Origin of the sequence: Helicobacter sp., from assembly GCF_017502485.1 — a bacterium.
In the GTDB taxonomy this organism is placed as follows: Bacteria; Campylobacterota; Campylobacteria; order Campylobacterales; family Helicobacteraceae; genus Helicobacter_B.
The window spans coordinates 12,778-28,868 of sequence record NZ_JAFVUX010000016.1 but is presented as its reverse complement, the minus strand read 5'-3'; the positions used below and the strand labels follow the sequence as shown (position 1 = coordinate 28,868).

General features: G+C 41.8%; 17 protein-coding genes. 15 read left to right on the top strand and 2 right to left on the bottom strand.

Features of this window, described 5'->3' with window-relative positions; all coding sequences use genetic code 11:
* The first annotated feature begins 1 nt into the window (after nt 1).
* Genes IKB69_RS03235 through IKB69_RS03180 form a run of 12 tightly spaced genes read left to right on the top strand, consistent with a single transcriptional unit; the run spans nt 2 to nt 9,846 of the window.
* Entirely contained in the window at nt 2-721 is a 720-nt protein-coding gene (locus IKB69_RS03235; RefSeq protein ID WP_290946047.1) for a 5-formyltetrahydrofolate cyclo-ligase, read from the top strand.
* Nucleotides 630-2,204 (top strand): ribonuclease Y, encoded by a 1,575-nt coding sequence (gene rny, locus IKB69_RS03230; RefSeq protein WP_290946045.1) that lies wholly within the window; start codon nt 630-632, stop codon nt 2,202-2,204. The genes IKB69_RS03235 and rny overlap by 92 nt, the downstream gene beginning before the upstream one ends.
* 34 nt (nt 2,205-2,238) lie before the next feature.
* Nucleotides 2,239-2,907, top strand: a complete 669-nt coding sequence (locus tag IKB69_RS03225; RefSeq protein ID WP_290946043.1) for a thioredoxin fold domain-containing protein — start codon at nt 2,239-2,241, stop codon at nt 2,905-2,907.
* A gap of 8 nt (nt 2,908-2,915) precedes the next feature.
* On the top strand, nt 2,916-3,791 hold the full coding sequence (gene ftsY / locus IKB69_RS03220) for a signal recognition particle-docking protein FtsY (protein ID WP_290946041.1): 876 nt from the start codon (nt 2,916-2,918) through the stop codon (nt 3,789-3,791).
* Nucleotides 3,791-5,131: a DNA repair protein RadA gene (radA, locus tag IKB69_RS03215; RefSeq protein WP_290946040.1), complete on the top strand. Its 1,341-nt coding sequence runs from the start codon at nt 3,791-3,793 to the stop codon at nt 5,129-5,131. Before ftsY ends, radA begins: the two co-directional genes overlap by 1 nt.
* Nucleotides 5,132-5,181: 50 nt before the next feature.
* Nucleotides 5,182-5,673, top strand: a complete 492-nt coding sequence (gene greA, locus IKB69_RS03210; RefSeq protein ID WP_290946038.1) for a transcription elongation factor GreA — start codon at nt 5,182-5,184, stop codon at nt 5,671-5,673.
* Nucleotides 5,674-5,697: 24 nt separating this feature from the next.
* On the top strand, nt 5,698-6,153 hold the full coding sequence (gene dut, locus IKB69_RS03205; RefSeq protein ID WP_290946036.1) for a dUTP diphosphatase: 456 nt from the start codon (nt 5,698-5,700) through the stop codon (nt 6,151-6,153).
* Nucleotides 6,154-6,169: 16 nt separating this feature from the next.
* On the top strand, nt 6,170-6,853 hold the full coding sequence (locus IKB69_RS03200) for a tetratricopeptide repeat protein (protein WP_290946034.1): 684 nt from the start codon (nt 6,170-6,172) through the stop codon (nt 6,851-6,853).
* On the top strand, nt 6,853-7,989 hold the full coding sequence (locus IKB69_RS03195) for a hypothetical protein (protein WP_290946032.1): 1,137 nt from the start codon (nt 6,853-6,855) through the stop codon (nt 7,987-7,989). The genes IKB69_RS03200 and IKB69_RS03195 overlap by 1 nt, the downstream gene beginning before the upstream one ends.
* The gene (locus tag IKB69_RS03190) at nt 7,989-8,666 is read left to right on the top strand and encodes a type III pantothenate kinase (protein WP_290946030.1); all 678 of its coding nucleotides are present in this window, start codon (nt 7,989-7,991) and stop codon (nt 8,664-8,666) included. The genes IKB69_RS03195 and IKB69_RS03190 overlap by 1 nt, the downstream gene beginning before the upstream one ends.
* 2 nt (nt 8,667-8,668) lie before the next feature.
* Nucleotides 8,669-9,295, top strand: coding sequence for an ATP phosphoribosyltransferase (gene hisG / locus IKB69_RS03185; protein WP_290946028.1), 627 nt, complete (start codon nt 8,669-8,671; stop codon nt 9,293-9,295).
* Nucleotides 9,296-9,297: 2 nt separating this feature from the next.
* Nucleotides 9,298-9,846 carry a methylated-DNA--[protein]-cysteine S-methyltransferase gene (locus IKB69_RS03180; protein WP_290946026.1) on the top strand — a complete coding sequence of 183 codons (549 nt, stop codon included), beginning with the start codon at nt 9,298-9,300 and terminating at the stop codon, nt 9,844-9,846.
* On the opposite strand, the gene IKB69_RS03175 is transcribed toward IKB69_RS03180, so the two are convergent.
* Nucleotides 9,827-10,900 carry a tyrosine-type recombinase/integrase gene (locus tag IKB69_RS03175; RefSeq protein ID WP_290946024.1) on the bottom strand — a complete coding sequence of 358 codons (1,074 nt, stop codon included), beginning with the start codon at nt 10,898-10,900 and terminating at the stop codon, nt 9,827-9,829. The genes IKB69_RS03180 and IKB69_RS03175 overlap by 20 nt on opposite strands.
* A gap of 120 nt (nt 10,901-11,020) precedes the next feature.
* Here IKB69_RS03175 and IKB69_RS03170 point away from each other — a divergent pair, with 120 nt between their 5' ends.
* The 3 genes from IKB69_RS03170 to IKB69_RS03160 all read left to right on the top strand — a co-directional run bounded on the left by IKB69_RS03170 (nt 11,021) and on the right by IKB69_RS03160 (nt 14,836).
* The gene (locus tag IKB69_RS03170) at nt 11,021-12,529 is read left to right on the top strand and encodes a sodium-dependent transporter (RefSeq protein WP_290946022.1); all 1,509 of its coding nucleotides are present in this window, start codon (nt 11,021-11,023) and stop codon (nt 12,527-12,529) included.
* 377 nt (nt 12,530-12,906) lie between these two features.
* The gene (locus tag IKB69_RS03165; protein WP_290946020.1) at nt 12,907-13,065 is read left to right on the top strand and encodes a hypothetical protein; all 159 of its coding nucleotides are present in this window, start codon (nt 12,907-12,909) and stop codon (nt 13,063-13,065) included.
* A gap of 274 nt (nt 13,066-13,339) precedes the next feature.
* Nucleotides 13,340-14,836, top strand: coding sequence for a hypothetical protein (locus IKB69_RS03160; protein WP_290946018.1), 1,497 nt, complete (start codon nt 13,340-13,342; stop codon nt 14,834-14,836).
* Between the two features lie 152 nt (nt 14,837-14,988).
* Here IKB69_RS03160 and ychF read toward each other — a convergent pair whose 3' ends face one another.
* On the bottom strand, nt 14,989-16,089 hold the full coding sequence (gene ychF, locus IKB69_RS03155) for a redox-regulated ATPase YchF (protein ID WP_290946017.1): 1,101 nt from the start codon (nt 16,087-16,089) through the stop codon (nt 14,989-14,991).
* Nucleotides 16,090-16,091 lie beyond the last annotated feature (2 nt).

The following is a 16,091-nucleotide window of genomic DNA, read 5'->3' as shown; positions in this document are numbered from 1 at the left end:
TATGTCCTTAGATTCTAGGAAGTGTGGTAGATTGCCTATTTATCCCATCTCAGCACATACTTCTAGAGCTTTTGCTAGCAAGTGTGATTTCCGTCTTGTTGCCAAGTCGCTTGTTTCTGCCAAGACACAAAGTCGCTATGCTAACTTAAAGCTTTGTGCTTACCTAGAATCCTTAATCACACGACGGGATTTCAGGCATATCGCGCTGTTTTATCCGCTAGCTCATGAACCAGACATTATTCCCTTACTAAAGAAGCTAAAAAAGCATAAAAGCAGGCAAGTTTTTCTCCCAACTATGCAAGGTCTTAAGGTAAAAATGCTACCATATCGCCTGCCCTTAGTGCAGAATCATTTGGGGATTTTTGAGCCAAAGCTATCCTGTCAGCACCCCCGTAAAATTGACTTCGTGCTGATTCCTAGTCTTGGGATTGATATGGCATTTGGTCGTGTTGGTATGGGGAAGGGTGTGTATGATCGGTCGTTTAAACCTAGGTCACCATCGCCGTATAGGGTATTTGTCAGTCAAAATCTCCACATATCTAGCACATATATAACACAAGGGTTTGATATTAATGCACACGAATATATCAGCTATACATTAAAGATGCATAATTTAAGAGGTTTTTATAATGTGGTGGATTCTTCTCATAGGATTTCTAGGATTCGGGCTTCTTGTAGGGTTGAGCGTCTATCTGGCTTGCAAAAAGTTTTTCGCTCTTGATGCTAGTCATTTGCTTGAACAAGCAAAGGCAAAAGCCCAAGCAATCGAGCTAGAAGCACAAAATCTCTTACATAAAAAGCAGCTAGAGCTAAAAGATATGCAGCTCTCTTTGGAGCAGGGTTATAAAGAAAAGGAGCGCGCGCTCTATGATACATATACACACAAGCTTCACGCCCTAGAGCGTAAAGAGCAAAATCTCCAAGATAGGCTCCAGTGTGAGCAAGCAGCAATTGATCAGCAAAAAGTACAAATCAAAAATGAGCAACATGAGTTGCTTATGCACAAGCAAGAGCATCAAAATATCAAAAAGCAATACCTCAGCCTAATTGATGAGCTTAATCACACGCTAATTCACTATACAGGGCTTACTAAGCAAGAAGCTAAAGATATTGTGCTAAAGAATTTAGAAAATGAGCTTATTGATGAAAAAGCCCATCTTATCCGTCGTTATGAGAAAGAAGCCAAAGATCAAGCACAAAAAACGGCTAACCATATCTTAGCACTTGCCACAAGCAGGTATGCAGGAGAGTTTGCAGCGGAGCGGCTTATCAATGTTTTAACACTCCCAGATGATGAGATGAAGGGCAGAATCATTGGCAAAGAAGGGCGAAATATCAAAACGCTTGAGATGATTAGCGGGGTTGATGTGATCATTGATGATACGCCAGCAACTATCATCTTAAGTAGTTTTAATCTTTATCGCCGTGCTATTGCGCTAAAGACGCTTAATATTCTGATCGAAGATGGTAGAATCCACCCCGCTAGGATCGAAGAAGTCTATGTGCGCGTGCAGGAGCAAATGGAGCAAGAGATCCTTGATGAAGGAAAAAATGTCCTAATTGACTTGGGGATTGATTTTCCCCATCCAGAAATCATCAGACTCATTGGCAAGCTACGCTATCGAGCTAGCTTTGGGCAAAATGCCCTTGGACACTCTATTCAAACAGCTAAACTAGCGGGTGTTATCGCTGCACAGCTTGGCGGTGATGAGAAGCTAGCAAAACGCGCTGGGCTTTTGCACGATATTGGCAAGGCTTTAACGATTGATCAAGGCAGTGGAAATCATGTAGCCCTTGGGGCAGAGATTTGTACACGCTATAAGGAGCACCCTGTGGTTATTAATGCCATTATGTCCCACCACGGCAATGAGCCTTTTGAGAGTATAGAAGCAGCAGCAGTGTGCGCAGCAGATACACTCTCAGCTGCGCGCCCGGGAGCTAGGCGCGATGTGTTGGAGAGCTTTTTAACTAGAATGCAAGATTTGGAGAAAATCGCCCAAGATAAGCTGGGTGTCAAGCAGGCTTATGCCATCAATGCTGGGCGTGAGCTACGAGTGATTGTGAGGGCAGATATTGTGAGTGATTCCCAAAGTATTGTGCTGGCAAAAGAAATCGCCCAAGAGATTCAATCGACTCTAAATTATCCGGGTGAGGTTAAAGTAAGCGTGATACGCGAAGTGCGTGCAGTAGAGTTTGCACATTGATACTTTAAAGACAAATCCATCTTAAGGGGAATTTATGAAGAATATTGTTTTAAAGCGCGTTGTTGTGGTTTATGGCTTACTTATGAGCTGCTTGCTCTTTATGGGCTGTCCTAGTGATGATAAAAGTCCATCGCAAGAGCATAGTTTACAAGCAGATGACTTTAGTAGCTATACTATTACTTTGCACGAAGATAGTATGCTTGTTAAGCACAATGGTAGTAAGGTGGATTCTGCAGTGCTCTTGGTGTTTATATCAAGTGAGTGTCAAGCGTGTCAGGGGTATTACGAGCATTTAAATCATCTTCAGGCTAATGAAGATAATGTAGTAATTTTTGGTGTGTTAGAAAAGGAGCAGCAATCTCAAGTAGAATCTACCAAGCAAGAAGAGAGTCTAGCGAGTATGAAAGATCGACTCGGTATTGCCTTTACACTTTTGCAAGAGAGCTCAAAAGTCTCTTTGTTGCAGAATCTACTAGAGAAAAAGCAAGCGCGTATAAATGCCCTGCTTGTAGCGCAAAATAGAGACTCTAGTTTAGAAGTTCCACTAGAATCTAAAGAAGAAGCTTTCGTGGAGTCTAGGCTAGATTCTACAAAGCTACCTTATTTTGTACTCTATGATACAGAGCAGCGATTTTATCAAGACTATGAAGGTATCGTGCCAGAGGAGATATTTTCTAGCGATATTGCACAGCTTACTAATTAGGATCTAAAATGCTCTCTTATCTTGCTAAAACTGCCCAGAATCTAGCTTCGATATTTGCTGATAAAAGCGACAAAATTGATAAAGACATACTAGAAGAGCTCCTTATCGAAGCAGATATTGACTATGATCTCATTGAGCTTATGCTCTCGCATCTCCCCAAATATCCTAGTCGCACTCAAGTCCAAGAGCAGATCACCAAGCTTTTTGCGCTAGATTCTACTGCGATGCTACAAGCCCCGCTAGAATCTACTTTTCCGCAAATTACCTTAATCATCGGCGTAAATGGTGCGGGCAAGACTACCACTATAGCCAAGCTTGCTTATCATTATTTACAGCAAGGACAAAAAGTACTGCTAGGAGCTGGCGATACTTTCCGTGCAGCAGCGATTGAGCAGCTACAACTTTGGGCGACAAAGTTGCAAGTCCCCATTATCGCCTCCCAGCAAGGTAGCGATCCTAGCGCACTAGCTTATGATGCGATCCAATCAGGGCTTGCTAGGGGTGTGCAGCATATCATCATCGATACTGCAGGGCGATTGCACAACCAAAGCAATCTCCAAAAAGAGCTTGAGAAAATCGATCGGATCTGCGCTAAAGCCGCGCAGAATGCTAATGTGCGTAAAATCCTAATACTTGATGGCACACAGGGCTCACAAGCTCTAACACAAGCTAGAATCTTTAGTCAAAGTGTGGAGATACATGGTGTTATCGTAACTAAGCTTGATGGTACAAGCAAAGGTGGCGTAATCCTTAGCATCGCGCATTATTTGCAAATCCCTATCTTATATCTTGGTGTGGGTGAAAAGCAGGGTGATCTTATCCCATTTGATAATGATGTGTATGTCCAAAATCTTCTCGATTGTTTTTTCATAAGTGATATATAATGGCGAAAAAATCCCAGCTTTTTGAATGCCAGCATTGTGGCTACACTACGACAAAATGGTTAGGTAAATGCCCGGAGTGTAATAGTTGGGATAGTCTCCTTGAACTAACAGATACGCAAAAGCAGATTCTACAACAAGTTAGCAAAAGCAAAGAATCTACCCCACGCGCGATAACAGAAGTAGCTGTTGATAAGCATAGCTTTTTTAGCTCCTATCAAGAAGAGCTTGACATCGTGCTAGGTGGGGGGATTGTGCCCGGTGGGCTTTATCTCATCGGTGGGAATCCGGGTGTTGGCAAATCGACTTTGCTACTTAAAGTTGCTGGATCCTTAGCGCAAAATGGTGTGCAAGTGCTGTATGTTAGCGGTGAAGAAAGTGCTGGGCAAATCCGCTTGCGCGCAGAGCGATTAGGCGCGCTAAGTGAAAGACTATTCTTGCTTAGTGAAATCAATCTTGATCTAATCAAGCAAGCCCTTATCGCAAGCCCTTATCGTTTGTGTATTATCGATTCTATCCAAACCATCTATACTCCAGCTCTCTCCTTAGCTCCGGGCTCTGTAAGTCAGGTGCGTGAGATTACCTTTGAGCTTATGCGATTGGCTAAAGAGCAAAACATCGCCATAATTATTATTGGGCATATTACTAAAGATGGCGCGATTGCTGGACCTAGAATCCTAGAGCATATGGTTGATTGCGTGCTGTATTTTGAAGGTGATCCAAGTAGGGAGCTTAGGATTTTGCGCGGGTTTAAAAATCGCTTTGGCACGACAAGTGAGATAGGGATTTTTGAGATGGGTCAAAGTGGATTAAATAGTGCGAAAAATGCTTCAAAGATTTTCTTCCAAAAGCGCGCAAGTGTTGCAGGTAGTGCTGTAAGCGTGGTGCTAGAAGGCTCGCGTGCTTTAGTGATAGAAATCCAAGCTCTTGTGAGTGAGAGCTATGGAAATCCACGCAGGCAGAGCACAGGCTTTGAAGCCAATCGTTTAAATATGCTTCTAGCCTTGCTGGAGCGTAAGCTAGAGTTGCCTTTGGGGCGGTATGATGTATTTATCAATGTGGTAGGTGGGATTAAAATCAGTGAGCCTAGCGCAGATCTATGCGTGCTAGCGTGCATTATCTCAAGCTTCCGCAATCGTGCGCTTAATGCTAGCACAGCATTTATCGGTGAAGTCTCACTTGTGGGCGATATACGAGAAGTGGGCAATATTGATATGCGTATCAAAGAGCTACAAAGCTATGGGTTTGATAAGGTTATTCTAGCCAAAAAGCCAAAAAGCCATTTTGAGGGAGTGAAATGCTTTGAAGCTGATGAAGTCAGCAAGATTCTAGAGTGGATGTAGCCTACAAAAGCAGTTTAAGGAATTTTTGGTATTATTGTGGCTTTAGGAGTGTGTATATGGAACCTATCAGTCAATATGGTTATGAAAAGATTACCAAAGAGCTAAAGCAGCTTAAAGAAGTAGAGCGACCAAAGATTGTCAAAGAAATCGATATAGCTAGAGAGCACGGCGATTTAAAAGAAAATGCCGAATACCACGCAGCAAAGGAGCGACAGCTATTCATTGATGCAAGGATTAAGGATCTAAGCACTATGCTTGCTAATGCTCAAGTGATTGACCCGTCTGTCTTGCCGCATGATAAAGTCAGCTTTGGTAGCACGGTTGAAATTATCGATCTAGATACGCAAAAGCGACTGACTTATACAATCGTAGGTAGCATTGAAAGCGACACATCAAAGGGGCTTATCTCCTATGGCTCACCCATAGCAAAAGCACTTATTGGCAAGGAAGAGGGCGAAGAAGTGCTAATCAACCTACCGCGTGGAGAGTGTGAGTTTGAAATCATCAAAATTCACTACAAACCAATTGTTTTTGAAGCGTAGCTTAATTAATTTCTAAGGATAGAAATGACCCCACAAACAACGCTAAAAATACAAAAGCTCCACCCACAGGCCATAGTCCCAGCCTACCAAAGTGCAGGATCTTCCGGGTTTGACTTCCACGCACTAGAATCTAGTGCCATTCCAGCAGGTGGTGTTGGGGTGGTGCGCACGGGGATTGCCGTGGAGATGGAGCAGGGACTAGAGTTGCAAGTTCGCCCTCGTAGTGGGCTTGCACTAAGGCATAGTATTTCTGTGTTAAATACGCCCGGCACTATTGATAGCGATTATCGTGGGGAAATTATGGTGATTTTAATCAACCACGCTAAAGAAGACTTCATTATCAATCAAGGTGATCGTATAGCACAAGGTGTGGTCGTGCCCATTGTGCAAGTGGCATTTGATGAAGTAGCCACACTCACGCAAACCACGCGTGGAGAAAAGGGTTTTGGCTCAAGTGGGATTGCAAAAACCAAACACTAATCCACAAGGAGAATCTATGGCAAAAGGCGATGACAAGCAGATATTCACAGCAATCAAGCAAGAATTTCAGCAAGATGAAAGGCTTTTAGAGAGTGCCTTTAAACTTGAGCATTTTGTAAAGAAGTATAAATATTATCTCGTTACCTTGGTGCTAGTGGTGCTAGTGTGGCTTGGGTATGTTGCCATCTATGACACGATACAAGAAAATCACGCTCAAAAGTCTAGTGCGCTTTATGATGAGCTTTTGCAAAATCCAGACAATGAGCTTTTACAAAAGCAGCTAAAAGAGCAGGCAAGGGAGCTTTATGATCTTTACCAACTCTCTCGCCTAGATTTGACACAAGATGTAGAATCTATTTTGCAAGAGCTAGCTAGCTCTTCAAATCCTTTGGTCAAAGAGCTAGCTAGCTATGATCTAGCTAGCCTTAAGCAACAAGGGCTTGATAAAGTTAGTGGAGAGCTAGCAGACCTAGCTGCAATCCAGCAAGCCTACTTGCTTTTGCAAGAAGATAAGATTCAAGAAGCACGAGCTAATCTTGATGTGATTAAGCCAGATTCTGGGTTGTATGGGATCGCTATGCAAATGAAGCATTATGGGATTGTTGCCCACCCATTAGCAGACACTCTTACAATTACAGAGGTGCAATCTCCTGCTGATTCTTCTCAAGTAGATTCTACAAACGCCCCCAAGGCTCAATAATGCTCACACAGAAGACTGCGCTATCTATCTTACATAGATTTGTGCTATGGCTTATTTGCGTTTGTGTGGTGAGCTTTTTGCTGCTTGGGTGCGGATCTAAGAAATACTATACTCCAAAACAAGCGCAAGATATATTGATATTTGATCGCTCATTTTCTAGCCCCATTGCTACCAGCAATCGCTATGGTGCTACGCTTAAAGACGGCTCGCTTATTACGCAAGGTGGCATTATTCCCTACAATGCTAAAATCCCAAAAAAATCGCGTTTTCTTGGAGAGTCTGGTGGGTATTATATCTTTGCCAAAGGGTGTGAGAGTGTGTATCTTGTGCGCACAAGTGTGCTTGATGAGCAAGCCTTTGATAATCAAACTTGCTCGATTAAAGAGCAAAATGTAGCCTGTACCAAAGATGAGCTAGAGATAAAAACGACTATGTGTGCGCTGAGTGGGAGCATTAAGGGCAGTTTCTTGGCACTTATTGGCAATGATAATTCTATGAGTATTTTTGATATAAACGCCCAAACGCAAGAGCCCAAATTTTCACACAAAGGCTCATCGGTGCTAGCGGTGAATGAGCTAATTGCCGCACCGCTTTTCCTAGAATCTCTTGTGGTCTTCCCTACGCTTGATGGGAGATTGCTCGTAGTAAGCACAAAAACTTTCACCCCAGAGCGCAATATCATCATCTCTAGTGAAAAGTTTTTTAATAATGTCATTTATCTCTATGGTGATGATTCGAGGATTTTTGCCGCTACGCCCAAAAGGCTCATAAGTATCGTATCTGGGCAGGAGTTTAGCTACAATGAATCCATTAAAGATGCGCTTTTTTATAAGGGCTATTTGTATGTGCTTACTCTAGATGGTATGCTAGCCCAGCTTGATCACACCTTGCGACCTATGAATACAGAGAAATTTACTTATGCCAAGCTAGAAGGCATAGTCATAGCAAATGACACGCTTTATACCTTTGAGACACACGGGGGCTATGTCATAGCTGTAGGACTTAGGGATTTCTCGCATAAAGTCTATAAAACGCAAGATACCTTTGGCAGGACACCACCCAACAAGCTTAATTTTTATAGCAATAGCGTATTTTACTACAATCAATACTACTATGACTTTGGGAGATTGCGCTAATGTTGCTTTGTGATATTGGCAATACGCATTTTCACTTTTGGGATAATGGCAAAATTTCTCATATCTTGCCAAAATCCTTGCACAAAAGTATGTTTAACCAAGAGATCTACTACATTAGTGTTAATGCTCAGCACGAAAAACTGCTTAATAAGACCTTTAAAACAACCTATGACCTAGAATCTATTATTCATTTGCCCACGCACTATAATGGCTTAGGTGTGGATAGAAAGGCGGCGTGCTTATGTGTTGATGATGGGGTGGTTATAGATGTGGGCAGTGCTATTACCATTGATGTAATGAGTGGAGGTAAGCACCAAGGCGGCTACATTCTCCCGGGGTTTAATGAAATCATCAACTCCTACGCAAGAATCTCACCAGCTTTGCGAGGGAAAATCAACTTCGGGCTAGAACCTAATGTCTTGCCCAATAACACCAAAGATGCTATTGGCTATGGTGTGCTAAAAAGCACAATTTTAACTATACAAAATACCATTGGTAGTAAAAAGGCATATTTCACTGGAGGTGATGGCAAGTATCTAGCGAAGTTTTTTGCGCAAGCAATCTATGATGAGACACTTGTTTTCCGTGGTATGCGTATATCGATTGAAAAAGCTTTGCAAAAGCGGCGTAAGCAGCAAAGCATACAAGAGCAGCAAAGCATACAGGCAAAGGAGTAAAAGTGATCACCATAGCCCTACCAAAAGGTCGTATAGCTAAAGATACTTTGCAAGTTTTCTCCAAAGTATTTGGTGAAGAATTTGCCTTTGATGATAGGAAGCTAATCTTGCAAAAAGGCGAGTTTTGCTTTATGTTAGTGCGCTCGCAAGATGTCGCTACTTATGTTTATCACCAAGCAGCAGATATTGGGGTTGCGGGACTTGATGTATTGCAAGAGCAGCCTTGCAATGTTGTGCGTTTACTTGACTTGGGGATTGGTAAATGTCGCGTCATTGTCGGTGAGCATAGGGATACGCCCATTGACTATCTCCAGCCAAAGATCAAAATCGCTACAAAAATGCCTAACATTACACTTAATCACTTCTCACAAAAGGCAATCCCCATTGAAATTATCAAGCTCTATGGCTCTATTGAGCTAGCTCCGCTTGTGGGACTAGCAGATGGGATAGTTGATATTGTAGAAACAGGCGATACAATGCGTCAAAATAATCTCATTGAAGTAGAGACGATTTTACACTCAAGCGCGCATTTAGTTGCCAATGCTAATAGTTTTTATGCGAAGAAAACACAGATTCTAGCTCTTTGTGCGCAATTAGAGCAATGCTTAGATTCTAGGGGAGCGCTGTAAATATGCGCTACTTTAGTACGCGCTTTATGGCGGCAGAGCCATTTGGGCAGATACTACTAGCCAGTGATGAAAATGGGCTGTGTGGGCTGTGGTTTGCTAATCAAGCGTATTTTGCTATGATCAATAGCTTCGCTTTGCATTGTGTGGATCCAGATTCTGGGCTAGATTCTAGCTCCACCAAGCCACGCGCTATCCTTATGCAAGCAAGCCACTACCTACGCTGCTATTTTGCTAAAGAGCCTTTGCCTTGCGCACCGCCATTTTCACTCTATGGTAGTCCTTTTGCGCTACGACTCTATCAAGCTTTGATACAAATCCCCTATGGACAAACGCGCTCATATAGCCAAATCGCTCAAACACTTGCTAAGACAGAGCATAATGCTTGTAATCTCACGCGCCAAGTCGCCAAAGCCATAGGCAAAAATCCTTTATCGATCTTTATTCCTTGTCATAGGGTTATAGGCAAAGATGGCTCGCTTAAAGGCTACGCTGGTGGGCTTGTAAGGAAGCAGGCATTGCTCCTACTAGAATCTAGTGCAGGGAATCCATAAGGTCTGCTGCTTTTATGAGCCTGTCTTTGTCAAAATGCGTGTAGATTCTACTTGTATTTAAATCCGCGTGCCCTAGGGCTTCTTGGACTAAGACTAAGTCTTTGTGTTTTTGGTAGAGCAAGGTAGCAAAGGAGTGTCGCAGCATATGTGCGCCCATTTTTTCTTTTTTAATACCGATGTTTAGCAGGATTTTACGCACAATTCCATAGACATAAGGCTGGCTTAGAGGCTTACCATTTTTGTTGCAAAAAAGCAGGTTGTTTTGGATATTTGGGATTTCTTCGCGTAGGGTAAGCCACGAGTGCAAAAGCTGCGTGATATGGGAGGCTTTGATCATTACCACTCGGTATTTATCACCTTTACCTTGAATGGTGAGCATATAGACATCATTTTCTTGGATTACCTTTTGAGCTTGGAGATTGATTGCTTCGCTTACACGGATTCCAGTGTAGATGATAAATTTGACAATCAAGCGATCTCTAGCTTGGGTTTTAGCAGGCAGGGGCGTAGTGTCAATAGAGTGTAAAAATTGCTCTAGCTCATCAGTCTTTAAGAATGTCGGGAGTTTTATGCCGCTTTTGCCACGAGTGCCAGCTAGATTTTTTAACTCAATATTAAAGATATAAGACTTTCCAGTTTCATCTTCATTGTGCTTATCAATAAAACCAAAGAATCCAATTAAAGCGATGCGATAGTTGCGCTTAGTGGCATTAGAGAGCTTTGCAGTGCCTAGGGTGATAAACTCTGCTAAAAAGACTTCATCAATCTCTTCTAAATCGCTCACCCTAGAATCTTGCAAAAATCTCCCAAGTCGTAAGAGAGGTAAAGCGTAGGTATTGATCCCTGTCATACCGCTATTTCTAGCTTGCTTTATAGATTCTGTTAGATCATCGAGATTTGTTGCATCGCGGATAGAATCTAGGCTCTTGCTTAGGGTGCTTGAGTCGTGGATATGGCGATTAGAGAGTGTGGTGATTTTATGGATAAAGAATTTCCCAAGCCAAAAGACATAATTACCCAAAAGTGTGGAGCGAGATTGCAGGGGGTAGGTCATACATTGCCTTCTGTGGTGTAGTGGATTTGCGCATTATAGCATTTGGAATATCGCAGATACAATAAAAATAAAAGTTTAAACCAAGTAGAATGCCACGATAGTTGTGGCAAGGAACATAGAGTGAAACGGCAAATTTGGTCAAGTCGATTGACTTATATTTTAACAGTGGCTGGTGCTACTATAGGTTTTGGGGCAACTTGGCGCTTCCCTTATCTTGTGGGTGAGTATGGTGGCGGGGCGTATGTGGCTGTGTTTGTGCTAGCGATGCTTTTTGTAGGGATACCTATCATCTTGGTAGAAAATGTCATAGGCAGGCGCGCGCATACTAATTGTGTCGATGCTTTCGGTGGTGTGCTAGAATCTAAAAAGCCTGTAGCAAGATTTTGGAGAGTCTTGGGCTATATGAGCGCGCTTGGGGCGTTTGGGATTTTAGCGTATTATATGGTGATTGGTGGCTGGGTACTCTCATATATCGTGCATATTGCGCAAGGGATTTTGCAAGCCTTGGGGCTAGCAAGTGGGGGGTTTGATGTAAGTGTGCCTTTGCAAAAGTCCCAAACCATTGCATTTTATGAGAAACATATACAAAATGCCCCGTGGCAAATCAGCTTTTTTACTTTTGTATTTGTGGCGATTAATTGGCTTATTTTGCGCAAAGGTGTCATTGATGGGATTGAGCGATCAGTCAAATATCTTATGCCACTTTTGTTGCTATGTCTTGTGCTAATGGTGGTGCGTAATCTCACGCTAGATGGTGCGATGGAGGGAATTAGATTCTACCTTGTACCAGATTTTAGCGCACTTAGTGCGGAACTTTTTTTGTATGTGATAGGGCAGGTGTTTTTCGCGCTATCTTTAGGCTTTGGCGTGATGATTACGCTCTCTTCTCACCTTGATAATCAAGAAGATTTGGTGAAAACTTCTCTTTTTACCGGCGTGATCAATACCCTTATAGCTGTGTTGGCTGGGTTTATGATTTTCCCCTCGCTCTTTAGTGCAAATCTAGCACCTGATTCTGGTCCATCGCTTGTGTTTAAGGTCTTGCCCGTTGCATTTTCCTACATGCACTTTGGCAGTATTTTTGCAATTATGTTTTTTGTTTTATTGCTTGTAGCAGCACTTACAACTTCTATTACTATTTATCAAGTTATTATTAGTATTTTAGAAGAGAATTTTCATATTCCGCACAATAAGGCTATAAACTACACGCTTTTAGGCGTGTTTGTGCTAGGGAATATTCCTTGTGCATTAAGCTCATCAGCGTTTGTGGATGTGGTGTTTTGGGGTAGAAGTGTGTTTGATACCTTTGACTTCCTTAGTGGGAATGTCTTTTTTGTCCTTACGGCGCTTGGAGCAAGTGTTTTTGTGGGTTTTGTGCTAAGAGAAGAGGCTTTACAAGAGCTAGCTAATGGCACAAAAGTACCGCGCTGGCTATTAAAGGGTTGGCTTTATTATGTGCGCTATGGGATTCCTATCATAATTGTCGCTATCTTTATCGGAGGGATTTTGGATATTACACCCAAAAAGCGCGCACAAGAAGCATGTGGCGAGCTTAGCATGCAAGCATTGAACCCCCTAATCATACGCGATAACAAGAAGGATACTAATGGCAATACAATCTCTGGATAAAAATTAGCACAAAGAGCTTATGGTTCGTGCAATTGAGTTTGCCACAAAGTTACAAGAGCAAGTGTAAGATAACATCTCCGCGCGCGTGTAGATTCTGCTACAAAATGTAGCATATCATTGAAAATCTGGAGTATAAGGCGTTGCTCATTGAACTCTAGATTTTAATGTGCATACCAAAGATATGGTGCATAATTTCGAGCTTGTTAGCGCGTACTGAGCCACTATGAGTTTGGGGAGTTTTTCACTTCGTATGAGAAGCTGTTGCTATTTGTTTTACAAACAGGGAGATATACTCCTACCTATTTATCTAGAAAATCCTCAAAATTTCTAGTCTAATGCTTGCTTTGGCGCACTAGAATCTAGTAAGGCTAGGGCTTGTGGCAGAGTTTGTGCAAGAATCTAATGAAAGTTTTTTGGCTAGAATCCCTGCAAGCCAAAGGCGTGCTACCACGCAAGCAACCCTATTTATAAAACAGCAGCGATCCATAGAATGTGGCGTATTAAGCTACTTGCTAGTGGGCGATTTGAGCTACTAGAGTATTGCAAAAATGGGTTATAAGTGTAGCGCACCACCGATGTGGAGTATTTGCTAAAAACAAATTTACAAATTTTTGGCTAGCGCAGCTTGCATATCTAGCAAGACAAAGGCACAAAGTGTTATAATCCAAGCTTAAAAACAAAGGATGGCTATGCAGGACAACACAACAAGCAGGCTCTGTGTAAAACGGGGGGGGGGAGCTAGAATCTAGCTCTACATATAAGCGCGTATTTTTTCTGTATTTTTCCATTCTTTTTGTTTATTGTGTCCTTATGATCATTTATGCGCGCTACACATTTAATTTAGATGATATTTGGATGTGGCTTGATGTTTATCATCTGCGCCCTATCTTTAATGGTTATAGTCCAGAATCTGGGCGATTCTTCCCTCTTGCATCGCTTGACTTAAATCTCCTTATGCTAATTTCAACAAATCCGTATTTGTTTTTTATATTTAATGCTCTTGTGGTGTTGTTATTAGGCTTTGTGGTGTGGAGCATCTCGCAGATGGTTTTAGGCTTAAGTGCGCTGTGGGCGAGGATTGTTGTTTTACTGCTTATTTTGCTTCACCCCGGATTTGTTACAACAATGGTTGGGATCTGTTATCCAGAGCGATTGCAAATGCTATTTTTAAGCTTGTTTGTCTTATCTAGTTTGGCATTTTGCACTAAGCCTACTGTTTTGTATGCGATCGTGGGCTTTGTAAGCGCAAATATCGCGATATACTATAAAGAGCCGACATTTTTGATGATAGCTTGCTTTGGAATCTTTGGTTTATTTGTAAGCGCGTATCGTCAATATGCAAAGTGGATTCTAGTTTATTATATCTCGCTTATCATAAGTGCAGCAGTGTATTTGTGTATCTATTTTGTTGCCATTTATCCAAAAATCACTAGCATATATAGTCGCAATACATTTGATAATGCTCAAGAAGAGTGGTTTATTATACTAAAGGGATTGTTTAACCTTGCTAGCAATGATATTTTGCTATTTGTTTTACTGCCATCGCTTGTGTTGTATAGAATCTATCGTATTGTGTATAGAAAATCGCCCATTGTGCTACCCTATGATGTTTTGATGATTTGCGCACTGCTATATTTAGGCACATTTTTGAAGCTCAAGCTTTTTGAGAATTACTATCTTATACCTCTTTATATTATAAGTTTTAGCGCGGTGATGTATTTTCTTCTTGTACGCAATTATATTAGATTACTCTTTTTTAAGCTTTTAAGTCTTATTTGTTTAATCATTTTTGCAATCAATACTGCCCCTATTGGCGTTAATACCTTTGCTTTCCTCAAAAGCGAGGGAGTCAAGCTCCACTCTGCACTTGGATTTATTGCTAAAGAGGCTAAAGCGCAGCCCAGCCTGCGTTTATATTTTGATGGAAATGGAGAAGATAGAAAGATGTATGCGACTTGGTATTGGGGCTATTTTGACACTTATCTCAAGGAGCTTTATGACACCCATAATGTTTCTATATTGTTTGATGAATCTAAGCTTGCAAGTGGAGATTACATTGTGCTTAATTCCAGTACAAGTAAAATGGTAGATTCTGCATATCTTAAGCAAATGGGGCAGAGATATGAGCTTGTGTATAAGAGCAGTGCATTTGGGTTACCATATGTAGGACTTAAGCCTATTATTAAAGCGATATTTGGACATAAGCAAATGCTTAGAGAATCTCTATATAACAATGCTAATATATTTAAACTACCTATACACGATTATATCTATAAGGTGTTGCCACATAACCAAATTGTTCGATAGGTTTTAGGGTACATTGTATTCAAACTCTATGTATTATATGCATAGAGTTTTGTTTAATTATTTTTTTAATGTGGCGCGATAGACAAGTAACCCTATGAAGATTAGAGCAAATACAATGCTTTCAAGGAGTAAATCCTGTAAATTCTCCATAATTAGACATTAAATCTAAAATGCAAAATATCGCCATCTTGGACAATGTAGTCCTTGCCCTCAGCGCGCATAGCTCCTGCTTCTTTCGCCTTCGCTTCTCCACCATAGCGCACGAAGTCTTCATACGCGATTGTCTCAGCGCGGATAAAGCCTTTTTCAAAGTCATTATGTATCACAGCTGCCGCTTGTGGGGCTTTAGTACCATTTCTAATTGTCCAAGAGCGCACTTCCTGCACCCCAGCAGTAAAGTAGCTAATAAGTCCCAGTGTATAAAAGCTTGTGCGGATAATTTGCTCCAATCCAGATTCTACACAGCCAAGTGATGCAAGCAACTCTGCTTTCTCCTGCTCTTCCAAGCCTATCATTTCTTCTTCAAGCTTCGCGCAGAGTTTAATCACTCCAGCCCCCCTATTTGCACCATACTCTCGCACTTTTTTTACAAACTCATTATCTTGATCTAGCGCACTTTCATCGACATTTGCACCATAGATTACTTGCTTAGCACTAAGGAGTCGTAACTCTTTATTAAGCGCGATAAAATCTTGGGACTCTCTTTGCGAGAAGCTACTAGCTAGTTGGTTAGATTCTAGGTGGGCAAGTAGCGATCTAGCTAGCTCTAGCATAGCATTCGCGCCTTTTTGGGCTTTGCTTTCTTTCTCGAGCTTGGCAATGCGCTTTTGCACACTCGCAATATCTGCTAATACAAGTTCTAGCTCGATAATCTCAATATCTGCGATAGGGTCAATGCGGTTTTCCACATGAGTTATATCATCATCTTCAAAGCAGCGCACAATGTGCAAGATCGCATCGGCTTCTTTGATATTGGACAAAAACTGATTCCCTAAGCCCTCTCCCTTGCTTGCCCCTCTCACAAGCCCTGCAATATCAACAAATTCCACTTGAGAGTGCATAATGCGCTTTGGTTGTACGATTTTGGCAAGCTCCAAAAGCCTAGGGTCTGGTACTTCCACAATTGCCTTATTAGGTTCTATGGTGCAAAAAGGATAGTTTGCCGCTTGAGCATTTTGGGCTTTAGTTAGGGCATTAAAGGTGGTGGATTTGCCGACATTAGGCAAGCCCACAATACCGACAGAGAGTCCCATAT

Coding starts and splice junctions, on each gene's coding strand:
- IKB69_RS03235 (WP_290946047.1), top strand. CDS start 2: ATGTCCTTAGATTCTAGGAAGTGTGGTAGATTGCCTATTTATCCCATC.
- rny (WP_290946045.1), top strand. CDS start 630: ATGTGGTGGATTCTTCTCATAGGATTTCTAGGATTCGGGCTTCTTGTA.
- IKB69_RS03225 (WP_290946043.1), top strand. CDS start 2,239: ATGAAGAATATTGTTTTAAAGCGCGTTGTTGTGGTTTATGGCTTACTT.
- ftsY (WP_290946041.1), top strand. CDS start 2,916: ATGCTCTCTTATCTTGCTAAAACTGCCCAGAATCTAGCTTCGATATTT.
- radA (WP_290946040.1), top strand. CDS start 3,791: ATGGCGAAAAAATCCCAGCTTTTTGAATGCCAGCATTGTGGCTACACT.
- dut (WP_290946036.1), top strand. CDS start 5,698: ATGACCCCACAAACAACGCTAAAAATACAAAAGCTCCACCCACAGGCC.
- IKB69_RS03200 (WP_290946034.1), top strand. CDS start 6,170: ATGGCAAAAGGCGATGACAAGCAGATATTCACAGCAATCAAGCAAGAA.
- IKB69_RS03195 (WP_290946032.1), top strand. CDS start 6,853: ATGCTCACACAGAAGACTGCGCTATCTATCTTACATAGATTTGTGCTA.
- IKB69_RS03190 (WP_290946030.1), top strand. CDS start 7,989: ATGTTGCTTTGTGATATTGGCAATACGCATTTTCACTTTTGGGATAAT.
- IKB69_RS03180 (WP_290946026.1), top strand. CDS start 9,298: ATGCGCTACTTTAGTACGCGCTTTATGGCGGCAGAGCCATTTGGGCAG.
- IKB69_RS03175 (WP_290946024.1), bottom strand. CDS start 10,900: ATGACCTACCCCCTGCAATCTCGCTCCACACTTTTGGGTAATTATGTC.
- IKB69_RS03160 (WP_290946018.1), top strand. CDS start 13,340: ATGATCATTTATGCGCGCTACACATTTAATTTAGATGATATTTGGATG.
- ychF (WP_290946017.1), bottom strand. CDS start 16,089: ATGGGACTCTCTGTCGGTATTGTGGGCTTGCCTAATGTCGGCAAATCC.